The 18,668-nt window shown below is 67.0% G+C and carries 19 protein-coding genes and 2 tRNA genes; 10 read left to right on the top strand and 11 right to left on the bottom strand.

Annotation, left to right across the window (positions count from 1 at the left end; genetic code table 11):
* Nucleotides 1-172 precede the first annotated feature (172 nt).
* Nucleotides 173-952: a phosphoribosylaminoimidazolesuccinocarboxamide synthase gene (gene purC / locus FHR19_RS05380; RefSeq protein WP_184025265.1), complete on the top strand. Its 780-nt coding sequence runs from the start codon at nucleotides 173-175 to the stop codon at nucleotides 950-952.
* A gap of 73 nt (nucleotides 953-1,025) precedes the next feature.
* Here purC and FHR19_RS05375 read toward each other — a convergent pair whose 3' ends face one another.
* The 4 genes from FHR19_RS05375 to lon form a co-directional block, all read right to left on the bottom strand.
* On the bottom strand, nucleotides 1,026-1,412 hold the full coding sequence (locus FHR19_RS05375; RefSeq protein WP_184025262.1) for a DUF4168 domain-containing protein: 387 nt from the start codon (nucleotides 1,410-1,412) through the stop codon (nucleotides 1,026-1,028).
* 304 nt (nucleotides 1,413-1,716) lie between these two features.
* Nucleotides 1,717-1,791, bottom strand: a tRNA-Val gene (locus FHR19_RS05370).
* Nucleotides 1,792-1,909: 118 nt separating this feature from the next.
* Nucleotides 1,910-2,182, bottom strand: coding sequence for an HU family DNA-binding protein (locus FHR19_RS05365; protein ID WP_184025259.1), 273 nt, complete (start codon nucleotides 2,180-2,182; stop codon nucleotides 1,910-1,912).
* A 200-nt stretch (nucleotides 2,183-2,382) separates the two neighbouring features.
* On the bottom strand, nucleotides 2,383-4,779 hold the full coding sequence (lon, locus tag FHR19_RS05360; RefSeq protein WP_184025256.1) for an endopeptidase La: 2,397 nt from the start codon (nucleotides 4,777-4,779) through the stop codon (nucleotides 2,383-2,385).
* Nucleotides 4,780-4,828: 49 nt separating this feature from the next.
* Between lon and FHR19_RS05355 the strand changes: the two genes are divergently transcribed.
* Nucleotides 4,829-6,541 (top strand): M1 family metallopeptidase, encoded by a 1,713-nt coding sequence (locus tag FHR19_RS05355; protein WP_343053170.1) that lies wholly within the window; start codon nucleotides 4,829-4,831, stop codon nucleotides 6,539-6,541.
* Here FHR19_RS05355 and FHR19_RS05350 read toward each other — a convergent pair.
* Nucleotides 6,522-7,664, bottom strand: a complete 1,143-nt coding sequence (locus FHR19_RS05350) for a calcium:cation antiporter (protein WP_246359289.1) — start codon at nucleotides 7,662-7,664, stop codon at nucleotides 6,522-6,524. The genes FHR19_RS05355 and FHR19_RS05350 overlap by 20 nt on opposite strands.
* Nucleotides 7,665-7,745: 81 nt before the next feature.
* On the opposite strand from FHR19_RS05350, the gene FHR19_RS05345 reads away from it, so the two are divergent.
* From FHR19_RS05345 to FHR19_RS05330, 4 genes are all read left to right on the top strand, one after another.
* Nucleotides 7,746-7,973, top strand: a complete 228-nt coding sequence (locus tag FHR19_RS05345) for a hypothetical protein (protein ID WP_184025250.1) — start codon at nucleotides 7,746-7,748, stop codon at nucleotides 7,971-7,973.
* 13 nt (nucleotides 7,974-7,986) lie between these two features.
* Complete coding sequence (locus FHR19_RS05340; RefSeq protein ID WP_184025247.1) at nucleotides 7,987-8,532, top strand: hypothetical protein; 546 nt, start codon at nucleotides 7,987-7,989, stop codon at nucleotides 8,530-8,532.
* Between the two features lie 149 nt (nucleotides 8,533-8,681).
* Entirely contained in the window at nucleotides 8,682-8,993 is a 312-nt protein-coding gene (locus FHR19_RS05335; RefSeq protein WP_184025244.1) for a hypothetical protein, read from the top strand.
* A gap of 80 nt (nucleotides 8,994-9,073) precedes the next feature.
* A complete protein-coding gene (locus FHR19_RS05330; RefSeq protein ID WP_184025241.1) occupies nucleotides 9,074-9,751 on the top strand; it encodes a hypothetical protein in 678 nt (225 codons plus the stop codon).
* Nucleotides 9,752-9,881: 130 nt separating this feature from the next.
* Here the strand turns inward: FHR19_RS05330 and FHR19_RS05325 are convergent, their stop codons facing one another.
* The 6 genes from FHR19_RS05325 to FHR19_RS05300 form a co-directional block, all read right to left on the bottom strand.
* Nucleotides 9,882-10,751 carry a sensor domain-containing diguanylate cyclase gene (locus tag FHR19_RS05325; protein WP_184025238.1) on the bottom strand — a complete coding sequence of 290 codons (870 nt, stop codon included), beginning with the start codon at nucleotides 10,749-10,751 and terminating at the stop codon, nucleotides 9,882-9,884.
* Nucleotides 10,752-10,975: 224 nt separating this feature from the next.
* On the bottom strand, nucleotides 10,976-12,241 hold the full coding sequence (gene clpX, locus FHR19_RS05320) for an ATP-dependent Clp protease ATP-binding subunit ClpX (protein WP_184025235.1): 1,266 nt from the start codon (nucleotides 12,239-12,241) through the stop codon (nucleotides 10,976-10,978).
* 178 nt (nucleotides 12,242-12,419) lie between these two features.
* The gene (locus FHR19_RS05315; protein WP_184025232.1) at nucleotides 12,420-13,058 is read right to left on the bottom strand and encodes an ATP-dependent Clp protease proteolytic subunit; all 639 of its coding nucleotides are present in this window, start codon (nucleotides 13,056-13,058) and stop codon (nucleotides 12,420-12,422) included.
* 71 nt (nucleotides 13,059-13,129) lie between these two features.
* Complete coding sequence (locus FHR19_RS05310) at nucleotides 13,130-14,071, bottom strand: glycosyltransferase (protein WP_184025229.1); 942 nt, start codon at nucleotides 14,069-14,071, stop codon at nucleotides 13,130-13,132.
* Nucleotides 14,072-14,256: 185 nt separating this feature from the next.
* Nucleotides 14,257-15,906, bottom strand: coding sequence for a trigger factor (gene tig, locus FHR19_RS05305; RefSeq protein ID WP_184025226.1), 1,650 nt, complete (start codon nucleotides 15,904-15,906; stop codon nucleotides 14,257-14,259).
* Nucleotides 15,907-15,977: 71 nt separating this feature from the next.
* Nucleotides 15,978-16,062, bottom strand: a tRNA-Leu gene (locus FHR19_RS05300).
* A 115-nt stretch (nucleotides 16,063-16,177) separates the two neighbouring features.
* Here FHR19_RS05300 and FHR19_RS05295 point away from each other — a divergent pair.
* The 4 genes from FHR19_RS05295 to queA all read left to right on the top strand — a co-directional run bounded on the left by FHR19_RS05295 (nucleotide 16,178) and on the right by queA (nucleotide 18,655).
* Entirely contained in the window at nucleotides 16,178-16,411 is a 234-nt protein-coding gene (locus tag FHR19_RS05295) for a hypothetical protein (RefSeq protein WP_184025223.1), read from the top strand.
* A gap of 49 nt (nucleotides 16,412-16,460) precedes the next feature.
* On the top strand, nucleotides 16,461-16,868 hold the full coding sequence (locus FHR19_RS05290) for a SufE family protein (protein WP_184025220.1): 408 nt from the start codon (nucleotides 16,461-16,463) through the stop codon (nucleotides 16,866-16,868).
* A 69-nt stretch (nucleotides 16,869-16,937) separates the two neighbouring features.
* Complete coding sequence (locus FHR19_RS05285) at nucleotides 16,938-17,630, top strand: peptidylprolyl isomerase (protein WP_184025217.1); 693 nt, start codon at nucleotides 16,938-16,940, stop codon at nucleotides 17,628-17,630.
* Nucleotides 17,630-18,655: a tRNA preQ1(34) S-adenosylmethionine ribosyltransferase-isomerase QueA gene (gene queA / locus FHR19_RS05280; protein ID WP_184025214.1), complete on the top strand. Its 1,026-nt coding sequence runs from the start codon at nucleotides 17,630-17,632 to the stop codon at nucleotides 18,653-18,655. The genes FHR19_RS05285 and queA overlap by 1 nt, the downstream gene beginning before the upstream one ends.
* The last annotated feature ends 13 nt before the right edge of the window (nucleotides 18,656-18,668 follow it).

The raw sequence follows: 18,668 nt of genomic DNA, 5'->3' as shown, positions 1-18,668 counted from the left end.
ATGCACCGGGTCCGTTCCGAAAGGCAACCGATTGATTCTGCGTGTTGCGATGGGGCAACGCCCGCGCGCGGCGACTGATTGCACCCCCCGTCCCCATCCGGTATAGGCGCGCACTCACCTGCCCCGGCGCGCGGACCCCGCTGCCGGGGCCGATCGTTTCAGGAACACGCGCATGGCTCGCCGCCGTCAGATCTACGAGGGCAAGGCAAAGATCCTCTACGAGGGTCCCGAACCCGGCACGCTCATCCAGTATTTCAAGGACGACGCAACCGCGTTCAATGCCCAGAAAAAGGGCACGATCAACGGCAAGGGCGTGCTCAACAACCGGATTTCCGAGCATATCTTCACGATGCTCGGCAATATCGGCGTACCGACGCACTTCCTGCGCCGCCTCAACATGCGCGAGCAGCTGATCCGGCAGGTCGAGATCGTGCCGATCGAGGTCGTGGTGCGCAACGTCGCCGCTGGGTCGATGTCAAAGCGCCTCGGCATCGAGGAAGGCACGCAGCTGCCGCGCACGGTCATCGAATATTACCTCAAGGATGACGCGCTCGGCGATCCGCTCATTACCGACGAGCACATCCTGTGCTTCGGCTGGGCGAGCCAAGAGGAGTTGCATGACATCGCCGATCTGGCGGTGCGCGTGAACGATTTCATGTCGGGGCTGTTCGCCGGAATCGGCATCAAGCTCGTCGACTTCAAGCTCGAGTTCGGCCGCATTTGGGACAACGACTATGCCCGGATCATCCTTGCCGACGAGATCAGCCCGGACAATTGCCGGCTGTGGGACGCGACGACGGGCGAGAAGCTCGACAAGGACCGTTTCCGCCGCGACCTGGGCGGCGAGGTGGAGGCGTATCAGGAGGTCGCCCGTCGCCTTGGCCTGATGCCCGAGGGCGCCGATTCGGCGGTCCTCGACCTCGAAACGCATCGCAAGCGTCGCGGCAAGTAAGCGCGCCGCGGTCGCTTCGGACAAAAAAAGGGGCGCCCCGCGGGGCGCCCCTTGTTCGTTCGGGTCCGGGCGATCAGCTCGGCTTACCAGCCTTGGCCTGCACGGCGGCAGCGACCTTGGCCTGAAGCGCCGGATCCTTGCTCAGCGACTGGCCGATCGTGTTGAACCGCTCGGGCGTCAGGCCGGCGGAGGTGACGGCGGCGGCCATCTTCGCCTGCTTCTCGGTCGCCGGCGTGGCGGCGTCCTTGTTGATCTTGTCCACTTCGGCGAGCGCGGTGGCGAACTGCGTCACCTCGACATCGCTGACCGTCGTCGCGGTCGCACCAGCCGTCGGTGCCGCCTCCTGTGCGGGCGCAGCTTCCTGCGTGGGCGCAGTGCCGGTAGCCGGCGTTTCCTGGGCCGTGGCGGCAACCGCGAAGGTGCTGGCGATCGCGGCGGCGGCGATGGTGAATGTACGCATGGAAAAACTCCGTCGTCGTTGAATTACCCGACCAACATCGGGTTTGAGCGTCGCGGCACAACCGAAACGGTGACGGATTGTGGCCGGAATACGGCCTGTCGTGCTGCCCGCCGACGAGCCGAGCCGGACCGGGGGACGAGGTGAGCGGCCGATTGCGCGCAGCGTCATCCCAGCGAAAGCTGGGATCGCTGGCAATCGTAAGTGAACCGGGCGATCCCAGCCTTCGCCGGGATAACGACGAGGGTGGAAGGCATCGCATAAACGAAAAAGGCCCGCCGCGGCATTGCCGGGCGGGCCTGATCCATGGTGGGCGCGACAGGGATTGAACCTGTGACCCCACCCGTGTGAAGGGTGTGCTCTACCGCTGAGCTACGCGCCCGATGCCTTGCCCCATGGGGTGTTGGCAAAATCGGAGCCGGGCGTTTAGGCGGCGTCGCCGCCCCTGTAAAGCCCGGAAATCGGCCCGGCCGCGACAATCGCGCGCCGGGGCCGGCGGATCAGTTGACCGAGTCCTTCAGGACCTTGCCCGCCTTGAACTTCGGCTGCGACGACGCCTTGATCGTCATCGGCTCGCCGGTGCGCGGGTTGCGGCCGGTCGACGCCTTGCGCTTGCTGACCGAGAAGGTGCCGAAACCGACGAGACGGACCTCGTCACCCTTTTTGAGCGCGGCGGAGATCGAATCGAACACGGCCTCCACGGCCTTGCTCGCATCGCCTTTGGCCAGGCCCGACAAGTCGGCGACCTGCGCGATCAGCTCTTGCTTGTTCATTGCCCTCTACACCCCTGTGTTGTTTTTTAGGATAAATCGGAACGGATTCGCCGTGGCCGGCGAGCGCGCGGCAGTAGGCCCATCCCCGCCCGCGCTGTCAAAGAAAAAGCGGCTGTTTGCGGCAGGATGCGGCGCAGCATAGACCCCAAAACCGCGAAACGGGGAGCGCCGCGGCGCGCCCCGTCCCGGTCCGGGTCATATCAATGGCGTACCGGGTCCGCCGCGGGCGCGACGCCCGCGGGCGGCTGTGCCGCCAGCTCGTCCGAGTCGCTCCAGTCGATCGCCGTCAGCGGCTCGGTCAGGGCAAGGCGCAGCACCTCGTCGACATGCGCCACGGGGATGATCTTCAGCCCGTCGCGGATGACCGCGGGAATCTCCGCCAGGTCCTTTTCGTTCTCCTCGGGAATCAGCACCGTGGTGATGCCGCCGCGCAGCGCCGCGAGCAGCTTTTCCTTGAGGCCGCCGATCGGCAGCACGCGCCCCCTCAGGGTCACCTCGCCGGTCATCGCAATGTCCTTACGCACCGACACGCCGGTCAGCGTCGAGACGATCGAAGTGACCAGGCCGATGCCCGCCGACGGCCCGTCCTTGGGCACCGCACCCTCGGGCAGGTGGACGTGGATATCCTTGCGCAGGAACAGGCTGGGCTTGATGCCGAAGGTCGGTGCGCGCGCCTTGACGAAGCTCATCGCCGCCTCGACGCTTTCCTTCATCACGTCGCCGAGCTTGCCGGTCGTCTTGATCGCGCCCTTGCCCGGCACGGTGACGCTCTCGATCGTCAGCAACTCGCCGCCGACCTCGGTCCAGGCAAGACCCGTCACCGCACCGATCTGATGCTCCTCCTCGCCGATGCCGAAGCGGTACTTCCGTACCCCGGCGAACTCGTGGAGGTTCTCGGGTGTCACCGTGACCTGCACCGCCTTGCCCTCGAGGATGCGGCGCAGCGCCTTCCTCGCGAGCTTGGCGATCTCGCGCTCCAGCGTGCGGACGCCCGCCTCTCGCGTGTAATAGCGGATCAGGTCGCGCAGGCCCGCATTGGTGAGCTCGAACTCGCCTTCCTTCAGGCCATGCGCGTCGATCTGCTTGGCGATCAGGTGCCGCTCGGCGATCTCGACCTTCTCGTCCTCTGTATAGCCCTCGAGGCGGATGATCTCCATCCGATCGAGCAGCGGCTGCGGCAGGTTCAGCGTGTTCGCGGTGCACACGAACATCACGTCGGACAGATCGATGTCGATCTCGAGATAATGGTCGTTGAACTTGGCGTTCTGCTCGGGATCGAGCACCTCGAGCAGCGCAGAGGCGGGATCACCGCGAAAGTCCTGGCCCAGCTTGTCGATCTCGTCGAGCAGGAACAGCGGGTTCGACGCACCGGCCTTCTTCAGGTTGGTGACGATCTTGCCCGGCAGCGAGCCGATATACGTCCGCCGGTGGCCGCGAATCTCGGCCTCGTCGCGCACGCCGCCCAGCGACTGGCGGATGAACTCGCGCCCCGTCGCCTTGGCGATCGACTGGCCCAGGCTCGTCTTGCCGACGCCCGGCGGGCCGACGAGGCACAGGATCGGCCCCTTCAGCTTGTTGGTCCGCGCCTGCACCGCCAGATACTCGACGATCCGGTCCTTGACCTTCTCCAGCGCATAATGATCGCCGTTCAGGATATTCTCGGCCTCGACCAAATCCTTCTTGAGCTTCGACTTCTTGCCCCAGGGCAGGCCGAGCAACACGTCGAGATAATTGCGCACGACGGTGGCCTCGGCCGACATTGGCGCCATCGTCTTGAGCTTCTTGAGCTCGCCCTGCGCCTTGGCGCGCGCTTCCTTCGACAGCTTGAGCGTCGCGATCTTCTGCGTCAGCTCGGCGAGCTCGTCGCCCTCGCCTTCCTCGCCCTCGTTACCGAGTTCGCGCTGGATCGCCTTCAGCTGCTCGTTGAGGTAATATTCGCGCTGCGTCTTCTCCATCTGCCGCTTCACGCGGCTGCGGATCTTCTTCTCGACCTGCAGCACGCCGAGCTCGCCCTCCATGAAGGCGAAGACCATCTCCAGCCGCTTGCGCGGATCGGTTTCGACCAAGAGCGACTGCTTGTCGGCGACCTTGACCGCGATGTTGCCCGCGACCGCATCGGCGAGGCGTGAGGGATCGTCCAACTCACCGAGTTGCACCGCAGTTTCTGCGGGCAGCTTGCGGTTGAGCTTGGCGTAATTCTCGAACTGGTCGACGACCGAGCGCATCAGCGCCTGCACCTCGGTGCCATCAGCCTCGCTCTCCTCGACTGCGGAGACCGTCGCCTGGACGAAGCCGTCGTTGGTCGTCAGCGTATCGAGGTTCGCACGCTCGCGCCCGCCTACCAGCACGCGAACGGTGCCGTCGGGCAGCTTCAGGAGCTGGAGCACCTCGGCGGTGACGCCGGTGTCGTAAAGGTCGTCGCGGCCGGGATCGTCGTTGGCGGGATCGAGCTGCGCGACGAGGAAGATCATCTTGTCGTCGGCCATGGCGGCCTCGAGCGCGGCGACCGACTTGTCGCGGCCGACGAACAGCGGCACGATCATGTGCGGGAAAACGACGATATCGCGCAGTGGCAATACGGGGTAGCTGGACTTCATGTATTCTCCGACGGCACCCGAAGGGGGCACCACTTGCAGCCTATATGGGGTGCGCGCGCAAGCCATCAATCGGGTGATCGCCGGGGCGTTCGTCGCACTCGCGCTGACCGCCGCCGCGCCCGATCCGGGCAAGCCGCCGCTCACCGCGCAGACCGCGCTGTCGGGCGGGCCGATCGACCCCGAACAGGCGAAGCTGACGTTCGAAACCGCCGACCTGTCGTTCGAGATATTCCCCGAGCGACAGGCGCTGAGCGGCGTCGCGCTCCTCACCTTCACCGCGAAGGCACCGCTGACCAAGCTCGTCATCGACCTCGACCGCAACCTGCCGGTCGCCGCGATCGCGATCGACGGGCGGGCGCTGGCGAAAGGCGCGTGGCGGAATCCGGAGGGGCGGATGACAATCGACTTGCCCCGTCCTGTCGCGGCCGGCACGAAGGTGACGGCGCGCATCGCCTATGGCGGCGCGCCGCACGTCGCGGTGCGCGCGCCGTGGGACGGCGGCTTCATCTGGTCGAAGGCGCCGACCGGCGAACCCTGGATCGCGACCGCGGTGCAGGGTGAGGGCTGCGACCTGTTCTGGCCGTGCATCGACGCGCCCACGTTCGAGCCGAAGAACGTCGACCTGCACATCACCGTGCCGAGGGGACTGTCGGCCCCGTCGAACGGCCGGCTGGTCGGCGTCGACACGCTGCCCGACGGCCGCACCCGCTGGAACTGGCGGGCCAAGAACCCCAACACCTACGCGATCGCGCTCAACATCGGCCCCTATGAGGAGATGAAGGGCACGCACCGCAGCGCCTATGGCAACGACATCCCGCTCCGTTTCTGGCACCTCAAAGGCAATGCCGAAAAAGCGCGCGGACTGTTTGCCGAGTTCGGCCCGACGATCGACTTCTTCGAGCGCGAGGTCGGCCCCTACCCCTTCGCCGAGGAGAAGGTGGGCGTGGTCGAGACCCCGCATCTCGGCATGGAGCACCAGACGATCAACGCCTATGGCAACGGCTACAAGCCGTCGGCCGAGGGGTTCGACTGGCTGTTCCATCACGAGTTCGCGCACGAATGGTTCGCCAACCAGATGACGGTGTCGAACTGGGACGATTTCTGGCTGCATGAGGGGTACGCGCAATACATGCAGCCGCTCTACGGCCTGCGCCGCGAAGGCTATGCCCGCTATATCGCAATGTTGATCGAGGGGCGCGCGCGGGTCGCCAACCGCCATCCGATCGTCTCGGGCCAGCCGCGCGACGAGGAAGCGGTCTACAACGACAAGGACGGGCCGGGCGGCGACATCTATTTCAAGGGCGCGTGGATGCTCCACACGCTGCGCGGGTATGTTGGCGACAAGGCGTTCGGGCAGATCACCCGCCGCCTCGTCTATGGCCGCCCCGATCCGAAGCCGGGCGATTTCGTACCGCGCTACACCTCGACCGCCGAATATCGTCGGATCGTTCGAGAGGTGACGGGGCGCGACATGGACTGGTTCCTCGACGCCTATCTCCGCCAAGCAGCGCTCCCCGACCTTGTCGAGACGCGCACGCCCGGCCGCCTGTCGCTCGAATGGCGCGTACCGGGCGGCAAGCCTTTCCCGCTGCCTGTCGAGGTCGAGGTGGACGGCCGGATCGAGAAGCTGCCGATGACTAATAGCCGCGGCAGCATCGCCGTCCCCGCTGGCGCGGCGGTCACGATCGACCCGATGATGCGCGTCCTCCGCCGCCTGCCCGCCTACGAGCGGATGCAGGAAGCTAGGGCACGATCGTCGTGAACAGGAACGTCGCGAAGATGAGGAGATGGACGACGCCCTGAAGCACCGTCGTCCGCCCCGTACCCAGCGACAGCACCGCGACGATCATCGACAGCGCGAGCAGCGTGATCTCCCGCGCGTCGATGCCGAGCGCGATCGGCAGTTCGAGGTACAGCGATGCTATCGCCACGCTGGGGATCGTCAGCCCGATCGTCGCCAATGCCGACCCCAGCGCGAGGTTGAGGCTGGTCTGAAGGCGGTTGCGCCGCGCCGCATTGACCGCCGCCAAACTCTCCGGTGCCAGCACCAGCGCGGCGATCGCGACGCCCACCAGCGCGATCGGCAGGCCCGCGCCCAGCACCGCGGCCTCCAGCGTCGGCGCCAGCGCCTTGGCGAGTAGCACGACCGAAATCAGCGCTAGGACCAGCATCCCGAACGCCACCAGCGCCTGTGCATTGGTCGGCGGCTCGGCATGGCTGTCCTCGTCCTCGCCGGTATCCCCGGCGGGCAGGAAATAGTCGCGGTGCCGCACCGTCTGGATCAGCACGAACGTCGCATAGAGCGCGAGCGAGACACAAGCGGTGAAGATGAGCTGTGAGGTCGTGAAGAACGGCCCCGCCGCCGACAGCGTGTAGTTGGGCAGGATCAGGCTCAACGTCGCCATCGCCGCCAGCACGCACAGGGCGGCGCTCACGCCCTTCAGCCCGAACGCCTGCTCGTGATGCCGGACGCCGCCAACGAGCAGGCAGATGCCGACGATGCCGTTGAGGATAATCATGATCGCCGCGAACACCGTGTCGCGCGCCAGTGTCGCCGCATCGCCCCCGCCCGAGGTCATCAGCGAGATGATGAGTGACACCTCGATCACCGTCACCGCGACGGCGAGGACGAGCGTGCCGAACGGCTCGCCCACCCGGTGCGCCACGACCTCGGCATGATGCACCGCCGCGACGACCGCGCCGATCAGGATGAGGCCCGCCGCCGCGACACCGAACGATCCCATTTTCGCAAGCGAAATCACGATCGCGATGGCGCCGAGGATCGGCATCGCCAGCGACCATGCGGGCAGGATGTGCTTGTCGAGCAGCTTTCGCGCCGGGGCGGGCGCGGCGGTCGGCATGTCGTCGGCCACCGTGTCGATCATGATGTCTCCGTCTTGAATCCTCGGAAAACGAATGTCCCGCTCGCGCGTTGGTTTCGTAACGAAGTGTGAAAGGGCGCGAACATGGCGAACTGGAAGGGAAGAGCCGGCGAGATGGCCGCGACCTTCATGATCGGCGACGGCCTGCTGGGACTCTTGCAGCCGCGGCGCCACGTCGCTTTGTGGGAGGCGGATGCGATGGGTGCCGAGACGCTCGTTGCGCCGTTTCGCGGCCACCCGAACCGCCGCCGCGCCTATGCCGCCATCCAGCTGGCCGCCGGCCTGTTGCTTGCATCGCGCCAGCGTCCGTGATCGAGAAGGACCCATGATCGCATCCCTCCTCCTGATAAGCCTTGCCGCCCCTGCCCAGGGCTATACCACCCGCGACATCGGCGAATGGAAGATCACCGCCGCGCGCGACGGCGACGGCTGCTTCATGACGCGCATCTATCCGCGCGAGGGCGACACGACGCTGTTGTTCGGCCTGTCCGCCGATGGGTCGAACCGGCTGACGCTGCTCAACGCGAACTGGTCGATCAAGCCGCAGGACCGGCTGACGCTCGACTATCGCCTGTCGAACCGCCGCTTGCCGAAACAGCCGGCGATCGGCCTCGCCTCGGGCGGCAAGCAGGGGTTCGTCGCGGCGTTCGATGCAAAGTTCCCCGGACAATTCGCCGCCGCCACCAGCCTCGCAATCTTCCGCGGCAACACGCCGGTAGAGCGGCTTACGCTGGAGGGCACCGGGGCCGCGATCGCCGAGCTGAAGCGCTGCGTTGCGGCTTCGAAAGCTGGCCCGGCGGCCCGTCCAGCGACCGACGACACGATTCCCCTCGACCCGTTCGCCGAGTCGAAGCCGAAACGAAAGAAGTAAGCCTGCGACGGAACGCCCCCGTTCCGAGCCCTGTCGTTTCGTGATTTCGACTGGCCGGAGAAGTAGCACGTCCGGTCAGATGACGGATTGCCCGACCGCAGCCGCTCGGGCTCTCACGCGTAGAGCGGTTTCATTTCGAAAGGTTTCCGATGTCCGTACTTGCGTCCAAGCCCCTCCTCGCCATCGCCGTGCTGGCCGGCGCCGTCAGCGTCAGCGGCTGCGCCACCAAGAAGTATGTGCGTGAGCAGATCGCGCCCGTGAGCGAGCGCGTCGCCACGATCGAGACGCAGCTGCAGCAGACCGATGGTACCGCCAAGCAGGCGCTGGCAGAGGCACAGGCGGCTTCGGGCCAGGCGCAGCAGAACGGCCAGCGCATCGACCAGCTGACCGGTCGCGTCGACAGCGCCGAGCAGCGCCTGACCACCGTCGAGCAGCGCCCCGCGCGCCGTCCGCGTCACTGATCGCCCCCTGATCGCCTGACACGGCCTGTTTCGGCCGGCCTTCCTTGACAGGAGGGCCGGCCTTTTTCTTGAGTGCTGCCATGAAGACCCTGATCCTGCCGCTGATGGCACTCGCCCTGATCGCGCCCGCCGACGCCCAGACCAAGAAGAAGCCGAAAGCGAAGCCCAAGGCGCCCGTCGCGGCAAAGGTCGAGGTGCCGATCCTTCCCTCGCCCGAGGTCGCACGCGTCGCCGCTTGGGTTGGCACGTCCGGCGACAATCGCGGCCTGCCCTATGCGATCGTCGACAAGGTGAACGCCGCGCTCTTCATGTTCGACGGCAAGGGCAAGCAGGTGGCCGCCGTCCCCGTGCTGATCGGCATCATGGCGGGGGACGAAGCCTCCCCCGGCGTCGGCACGAAGAAACTCGCCGACCTCGGCCCGGCGGAAAAGACGACGCCGGCGGGTCGCTATCTCGCGAAGTTTGGGCTGCCGGTGGCGGGGCAGCGAGTGCTGTGGGTCGACTATGCGACTTCAGTGGCGCTGCACCCCATTCCTGCCGACGCGGGCGCAAAGGAAAAGCGGCGCGAGCGGATGCTGTCGCCGACGCCCGAGGACAACCGCATCACCTTCGGCTGCATCAACGTGCCGCGCGGCTTCTATGCGCAGCAGCTCGCGCCCGGTTTCCGGCGCAAGGGCGGCTATGTCTATATCCTGCCCGACACCAAGCCGGTCGAGGCGGTATTCCCCCGCCTGCACACGGTGCCGCCAGTCACCTGAATCCTCCCCCGTCAGGGGGAGGTGGCACGCGCAGCGTGACGGACGGGGGCGGCCGCGAGCGCATCGCCGGTGGCCCGCCCCCTCCACCGCCTGCGGCTGTCCCCCTCCCCGTTCCGGAGAGGAAGATGAGTCATTCCCCCGCGCGCGCGACCAGATCCCGCTCGACCAGCACCTGCGCTCGGCCGGCACCCTTCGCGGCATAGAGCGCGGCGTCAGCGCGCTCGGCGGTCCGCTCGATCGGCTCGCTGCCCGCCTCCACCAGCCCGGCCGAGAACGTCACGGGCGGCAGGCCCGGCGGTCCGACCGGGCTGTCGGAAATGCCCGCCAGCATCGCATCCAGCGTCGCCCTGGCGGCGGCCTCGTCCGTGCGCGGGAAGTAGACCACGAACTCCTCCCCGCCCCACCGTGCGACGATCGCGTCGCGCGGACAGGTGGCGCTGAGGCGATTGGCGAAGTCGCGCAGCACCTGATCGCCCGCCGGATGGCCGAAGCGGTCGTTGATCGCCTTGAATCGGTCGAGATCGAGGATTGCGAACGCCCCGCCGATATGCGCCGCGAACAAGGGGTCGATCTCGGCAAAGAAACCGCGGCGATTGAGCAGGCCGGTCAGTGGATCGCGGTGCGCGGCCTGGTCGAGCATCGACAGGCGCGAATGCACCGACGCCGCCGCCTCGTTCACCCGGCGCAACAGCTCGCTGATCTCGTCGGGGCCGGCGATGGAACCGATCTTGACCGGCTCGCCCCGCCCGATCGACGTGACGCCCTCGATCGACAGCTTGAGCGGCGAGAGCAGCGCATGGATGCCATAGAGCGCACCGGCCGTGCCGATCAGCGTCGCGACCAGCAGGATGCCGATATCGCCCCACGCCACCTGCCCCCGAATCGCCTCGCGCGCGACGAAGCTGAGCAGCGGGATATGCGTGCCGATGAAGCAGATCGCGAAGATCCGCATCCGAAGGCTTTGCGGCACGAGGAAGCCGCCGGACGAGGTGATACCCAAGACGAACGCCCTTCACGCCAGCACCGACGATGCGTGCCGGCAGGTCGCGTCTTCAGACGGACGCACTTAACGCGAGCCGACCGTTTATGGTTAAAACGGAGCGGATCAGGGCAGCGCACCGTCATTTCGGATGAAGTGCGCAGGCTTCAAACTATCGAGCAAATAAAAGAGGGTGGCGGCCAATAGACCACCACCCCTCTTCGCTTAATCGGTATCAAGCCAAATCAGGCGGCACCGCCGGCCTTTTCCTTCTTGGCATAGACGCGGACGGGTTCCTTGCGGCCCTCGACCACGTCCTTGTCGACCATCACCTCGTCGACGCCGTCCATGCTGGGCAGATCGAACATCGTATCGAGCAGGATGCCCTCGAGGATCGAGCGAAGCCCGCGAGCGCCGGTCTTGCGCTCGATCGCGCGCTTCGACACGGCATTGAGCGCGTCGTCGTTGAAGCCGAGCTTCACGCCCTCCATGTCGAACAGCTTCTGATACTGTTTGACCAGCGCGTTCTTCGGCTCGGTCAGGATCTTGACCAACGCCGAGATGTCGAGGTCCTCCAGCGTTGCGATCACCGGCAGGCGGCCGACGAACTCGGGGATCAGGCCGAACTTGAGCAGATCCTCGGGCTCGACCTGGCGCAGCACCTCGCCCGTCCGGCGCTCTTCCGGCGCGGCGACATAGGCGCCGAAGCCGATCGACTTGCCCTGAAGCCGATCGCCGATGATCTTGTCGAGGCCACTGAACGCGCCGCCGCAAATGAACAGGATGTTCGTCGTGTCGACCTGCAGAAACTCCTGCTGCGGGTGCTTGCGCCCGCCCTGCGGCGGCACGGAGGCGGTGGTGCCCTCCATCAGCTTCAGGAGCGCCTGCTGCACGCCCTCGCCGGACACGTCGCGCGTGATCGACGGGTTCTCGGCCTTGCGGCTGATCTTGTCGATCTCGTCGATATAGACGATGCCGCGCTGCGCCCGCTCGACATTATAGTCCGACGCCTGGAGCAGCTTGAGGATGATGTTCTCGACATCCTCGCCGACATAGCCCGCCTCGGTCAGCGTCGTCGCATCGGCCATCGTGAACGGCACGTCGAGGATGCGCGCCAGCGTCTGCGCCAGCAGCGTCTTGCCGCAGCCGGTCGGGCCGACGAGCAGGATGTTCGACTTCGACAGTTCGACATCGGCGCCCTTGGCCCCGTGGTTCAGCCGCTTGTAGTGGTTGTGCACCGCCACCGACAGCACGCGCTTGGCGCGCTTCTGGCCGATGACGTAATCGTCTAACACGTCGCAGATTTCCTGCGGCGTCGGCACGCCGCCGTCCTTCTTGCTGACGAGCGCCGACTTGGTCTCCTCGCGGATAATGTCGTTGCACAGCTCGACGCACTCGTCGCAGATGAACACCGTCGGGCCGGCGATCAGCTTGCGCACCTCATGCTGCGACTTGCCGCAGAACGAGCAGTAAAGGGTGCTCTTGCTGTCGCCGCCGCTCAATTTCGTCATTCAGTCACCATCTGCGCCGGCATGGCGGCGCAACCTTTCAGCCCCTGATCCGGCGAGGCGCCCGTAAGTCCCGATCCCGGCGTGTCGGCCGGTCAGATATGCCGCTCGACACTACACACACGATGCCGGGGGACAATCAACAAAATGTGGATGCCCCCCAGCCACGTCAAGCAGCGGCTCAGGTCGCCGACGCGTCCTCGGCCGGCTGCGGCCGCTTCTCGTACACCTCGTCGACCAGGCCGAAGGCCTTGGCCTCGTCGGCCTCCAGGAAGGTGTCGCGATCCATCGCCCGCTCGATCTCTTCCAGCGACTTGCCGGTGTACTTGACGTAGAGGTCGTTCATTCGCCGCTTGATGCGCAGGATTTCCTTGGCCTGGATCTCGATGTCCGACGCCATGCCCTGTGCCCCGCCCGAGGGCTGGTGGATCATGATGCGAGCATTGGTGAGCGCGACGCGCAGCCCCGGCTCACCCGCGGCGAGGAGGAAGCTGCCCATCGAGGCGGCCTGACCGATGCAGACGGTGCCGACGCGCGGGCGGATGTACTGCATGGTATCGTGGATCGCCATGCCCGCGGTCACCACGCCGCCTGGCGAGTTGATGTACATCCAGATGTCCTTCTTCGGATTTTCCGATTCGAGGAACAGGAGCTGGGCGGTGATGAGCGAGGCCATGTGGTCCTCGACGGGGCCGACGACGAAGATGATCCGCTCGCGCAGCAGGCGCGAATAGATGTCGAAGCTGCGCTCGCCGCGGCTCGACTGCTCGATGACGATGGGAACGAGGGCGTTCTGGAGAGCGCTCAAAGGGTCGTGCATGGAAATCCCGCTCGGTTGTGTGTCGCCCGCCTACATCGGCGCTCGGGTGAAACCGCGCAAGGGTGCGTCGATCAATCCGCCGTCCCGGGCGCCGGATGCGCCAGATAGGCGAGCCGCCGCACCTCGCGCCGACCGCGCACCACGGTGTCGAGGATCAGTCCTGCAAAGCCGCAAAGCGAGGCCAGGATGATGAGGCCGGTTGCGAGGATCGCCGTCGGGAAGCGCGGCACCAAGCCGGTCTGGAGATAGGTAAACACCAGCGGCAGCGCGAGCAGCACCGCGACCAGCGCGAGGAGCCCGCCGATTGCACCGAAGAACAACAGCGGCCGCTCGATCCGATAGAGCGTCGCGATCGTCGTCGCGATCCGCCAGCCATCGCCATAAGTGGACAGCTTCGATGCCGACCCCTCGGGCCGCGCGAAATAGGGCGTGGACACCTCCGCCACCGGCATCTTGAGTTCGAGCGCGTGGACGCTGATTTCGGTTTCGATCTCGAACCCCGCCGACAGCGCGGGGAAGCTCTTGACGAACCGGCGCGAGAAGACGCGGTAGCCGGACAGGATATCGGTGAAGCTGCGCCCGAACAGGCGAGCGAGCATCCCCGTCAGCGCCTTGTTCCCGAACTGGTGCCCGCGGCGATAGGCGGCGGCGGCCTCGTGCACGCGGCTGCCGACGACCATGTCGAGCTGCTCATCGAGCAGGCGGGCGACCAGCGCGGGAGCCGAGGCGGCGTCATAGGTCGCGTCGCCGTCGGCCATCACATAGACGTCGGCATCGACGTCGGCGAACATCCGCCGCACCACCGCGCCCTTGCCCTGCACGCGCTCGGTCCGCACGATCGCCCCGGCGGCGCGGGCCACCTCGACCGTCCGGTCGCGGCTGTTATTGTCATAGACATAGATGCGCGCGGTGGGCAGCGCGGCGCGAAAACCTGCCACGGTCTGCGCGATCGCGGCTTCCTCGTTATAGCAGGGTAGGATCACCGCGATGCGGGGTTCGGCCACGTCTTTCACCCCCAAACCTTCTCCCTCGACGGGAGAAGGATAGCGCAGCTTGGTCGCGCCAACGACCTAGCGAAGCTTGGATGAGGGTGGGGCCGCGGGCGGCGCGTCTGCGGCATCCCCCTCTCCCGCTGCAACTAGGCGGCATCGCCGCCAAGTCTCGCCGCCCTCCCCCCTCGCGGGAAGAGGGCGGGCAATCACTCCGCCGCCTTCTTCTTGGCCGGCGCCTTCTTCTTCGGGGCTTCGGCCTCGGCGGGGGCATCGCCCTCGGCGGCTTCGGCCTTCTTCTTGGGCGCAGCCTTCTTCTTCGGCGCTTCCTCGGTGGCCGGAGCCTCCTCGGCGGTGGTCTCGGCAGCCTTCTTGGCCGCGGCCTTCTTCTTCGGCGCAGGCGCTTCCTCGGCCTCGGCCTCGGTCACGTCGTCGGCCTTGGCCTTCTTGGCCGCCGCCTTCTTCTTGACGGGCTTGTGGTCGTGATCGTGGTCATGGTCGCAGTCGGGGCCATGGACGTGCGGCACCTGACCGTCCTCGGCCTCGATCGCGGCTTCCAGCTCCTCGCGCGTCACTTCGCGGTCGGTGACCTCGGCCTTGTCGAACAGGAAGTCGACGACCTTGTCCTCATAGAGCGGGGCACGCAGCTGGGCGGCGGCCATCGGCTCCTGCTGGATATACTGGACGAACCGCTCGCGGTCCTCCGGGCGATACTGCTGCGCGGCCTGCGCGATCAGGCGCTGCATCTCGGCCTGGCTGACCTCGACGCCGTTCGCCTGGCCGATCTCCGACAGGAGCAGGCCCAAGCGCACGCGGCGCTCGGCGATCTTGCGATAGTCGCCCCGCTCGCTCTCGAGCTCCTTCATCGCCGCCTCGGGATCGGCCTCGTGACCGGCCTCATGCTCCAGCTGCTGCCAGATCTGCGCGAACTCTGCCTCGACCATCGAGGGGGGCACCTCGAAGTCGTGACCCTCGGCGAGCTGGTCGAGCAGCTTGCGCTTCATGTGCGTGCGGGTGAGCTGACCGGTCTCGTTCTCGAGCTGGCCGCGGAGCAGACCCTTGAGCTGGTCGAGACCCTCGAGCCCCAGCGACTTGGCGAAATCGTCGTCGATCACGGTCTCACCCGCGGTCTTCACCGACTTGATCGTCAGGTCGAAGGTCGCCTGCTTGCCCGACAGCGTGTCGACGCCGTAATCCTCGGGGAAGGTCACTTCGATCTGCTTCTCGTCGCCAGCCTTCACCCCGACGAGCTGGTCCTCGAAGCCGGGGATCAGGCGACCGGTGCCGATCTCGACCGACATGTCCTCGCCCGTGCCGCCGTCGAAGGGCGTGCCGTCGACCTTGCCGACGAAGTCCATGACGACCATGTCGCCGGTCTCCGCCGCACGGCCCTCGGCATCTTCCCACTGCTTCTGACCGCTGGCGAGCTGCGCGACCTGCTCGTCGACGCGCTCGTCGGCGACCGGCACCACGAGGCGCTCGAGCTTCAGGCCGTCGATCTTGGGCGCGGGCACCTGCGGCAGCACCTCCAGCTCGACCTTCACTTCGGCGTCCTTGCCGGGCGCATAGCCCTCCGTCAGCTCGACCGACGGCTGCATCGCGGGACGCAGCTGCTTTTCGGCGATCAGCTTCTGGATGCCTTCCTGAATCGAGGTGTTGAGCGCTTCCTGCGCGATCGCCTCGCCGTGCATCTTGCGCACGAGGTTGGCGGGCACCTTGCCGGGGCGGAAGCCGGGCATGCGGATCTGCGGGGCGACGCGCTTCACCTCGGCATCGACACGGCCGTCGATCTCGCCGGCGGTGATGGTGAGCGTGTAGGCGCGCTTCAGCCCCTCGTTCAACGTCTCGACAGTCTGCATTCTTCGGGCTCGCGCTTTCGTCTGGTTGAAACCGGGATGGCGGTGCATCCCCCTCGTCAAGGGGCGGAGACTGGTGCGGGCGAAGGGACTCGAACCCCCACATCTTGCGATGGCAGGACCTAAACCTGCTGCGTCTACCAGTTCCGCCACGCCCGCATGAGAGAGGACACCGCCGGTCAAGCGCGGCTCTATAGCAGCAAGCGGACCACAGACAAGGGCGGCGGCAACCACCGTTCGCGGGGATCGTTGGCGGGGTGAAGGAGAAGAGCAGATGCCCGTCGAACCGCCAATCCCGCAGGAAGCGCCCGCAGAGCCCTCGCAGCCCGGCCAGCCCACCGCACCCCCGTCCGAGGCACCGCCGCATCCCGGCACCCCCGCCGAGCCGAACAACCCCGGTATCCCGGAGACACCGCCCGCAGAAACGCCGCCGGTCGCTCCCGACATCGACGTGCCCTCGCCTCAGCCGGGCGGCCCGGGCATCGCGCCGGGCCAGCCGGTCGCCTGAACATTCGGCCGGGGTGACGCGCCTGCGTCACCCCGCTATGCGCGGCCGAATGCAGACGCTCACCGACCTTGCCGACGAATATGGCTTCCTCGACAGCGACGACCGCTATCGCCTGCTCATCGACCTCGGCCGCGATCTCGAGCCGATGCCCGACGCGCTGAAGACCGACGCGACTCTGGTCCGCGGCTGCTCTGCGTCGGTCTGGGTCTATCCGACCCCGCGCGACGACGGGACGCTTCACTTCCTCGCTGACAGCAATGCCGCGATCACCAAGGGGATCATCGCGCTGGTGCTGCTGGCGGTGCAGGACAAGGTGCCGCAGGCGATCCTGGCGACCGATATCGAGGGCGAGCTTGCCCCGTTCGACCTGCGCAACCAGCTCAGCTCCAACCGAACGCAGGGCATTCCCAACATGATCGCGCTGATCCGCGAGACGGCGGCACGCCAGGCCGCCTGAAACGGGGCCATTCCCCCCGCCCCCAAACTGGTCTATCCCGCGCGCCGACTGATCGCCTCCGGGGTAACCATGCGTTTTCTTCTTTCGATTCTCGCGCTTGTCGGTCTTGGCGCCGCGATGCCTGCTGCCGCCCAGATCGTCGACAACCCCGTGCCCGGCCGAAAGGCGCCGCCGGCGACCACCGACAAGGAGAATCTGTGGCTGCTTGACCTGTCGACGGGCGGGCGCGTCACCATCTGGCTGCGCCCCGACGTCGCGCCGCAGATGGTCGAGCGGATCAAAACGCTCACCCGCCGCAAATTCTATGACGGTGTCCTGTTTCACCGCGTGATCGAGGGGTTCATGGCCCAGTCGGGCGATCCCAAGGGCGACGGCTCGGGCGGCTCGGACCTGCCCGACCTGCCCGCCGAGTTCAGCTATCTGCCGCACGTCCGCGGCGCCGTCTCGGCCGCGCGCCAGGGCGCGCCCGAAGACGCGACGCCCGAGCAGAAGAAGGCCGCGCAGAACACCGCCAACAGCCAGTTCTTCATCATGTTCGTGCCGCGCCTCAGCCTCGACAAGGACTATAGCGTGTTCGGCCGCGTCATCGACGGCATGCAATATGTCGATTCGATCCCGCGCGGCGAGCCGCCTGCGAACCCGGCACGCATCCTCCACGCCTATATCGCCGCGGACAATCCGCCGGCCTATCAGGCGCCCGCCGCCCCCGCCGCGGGCCTCCCCGCCGGCGAGAAGGAAGTGACGCTGCCCGGCACGAAGTAATGCAGGTCGACCTGTTCGATTTCGCGCTGCCGCCCGAGCGGATCGCGCTTCGCCCCGCCTCCCCGCGCGACGCCGCGCGGATGCTGGTGGTGGAAGGCGGCGAGGTGCGCGACGCGATCGTCCGCGATTTGCCTGGCTGCCTGCGTCCCGGCGACTGCCTCGTCTTCAACGACACGCGGGTCATTCCCGCCCAGTTGGAGGGGACGCGCGGCGACGCTCGGATCGGCGCCACGCTTCATAAGCGGGAGGGGCCGCGCCGCTGGCGCGCCTTCGTCCGCAATGCCAAGCGGCTGCGCGAGGGGGACGCGATCGACTTCGGCGCGGGCGTCACCGCGACTGCCAGCGACCGCTCGGCGGACGGCAGCTTCGCGCTCGACTTCGCCGGGGACGAGCCGGTCGAGCTTCTGCTCGAACGCGCGGGGCGGATGCCGCTCCCGCCCTATATCGCGGCCAAGCGCCCCACCGACGCGCGCGACGCCGACGATTACCAGACGATGTTCGCGCGCGAAGCCGGCGCCGTCGCCGCCCCCACCGCAGCGCTGCATTTCACGCCCGAGCTTTTGTCGGCACTCGACGCGGCAGGAATCGGCCACGCGACGCTCACGCTCCACGTCGGCGCGGGTACCTTCCTGCCGGTCAAGGCGGACGACACCGACGACCACGCCATGCACGCAGAATGGGGCCGCATCGATGCGGCCACGGCCGACCGCCTCAACGCCGTCCGCGCCAGCGGCGGCCGCGTGATCGCCGTCGGCACCACGAGCCTCCGCCTCATCGAAAGCGCCGCGGGCGAAGACCGCGTCATCCGCCCGTTCGAGGGCGACACCGCGATCTTCATCACCCCCGGCTATCGCTTTCGCGGCATCGACGGCCTGATGACCAACTTCCACCTGCCGCGCTCGACGCTGTTCATGCTGGTCTCTGCGCTGATGGGGCTGGAGACGATGCAGGCCGCTTACGCGCATGCGATCGCGAACGACTATCGCTTCTATTCCTATGGGGACGCCTCGCTGCTGCTGCCGTAGCGGCGGGCGTCCC

Origin of the sequence: Sphingomonas yantingensis (assembly GCF_014199325.1) — a bacterium.
In the GTDB taxonomy this organism is placed as follows: Bacteria; Pseudomonadota; Alphaproteobacteria; order Sphingomonadales; family Sphingomonadaceae; genus Sphingomonas; species Sphingomonas yantingensis.
The sequence above is the reverse complement of the archived record's forward strand: the minus strand, read 5'-3'. Positions and strand labels throughout refer to the sequence as shown.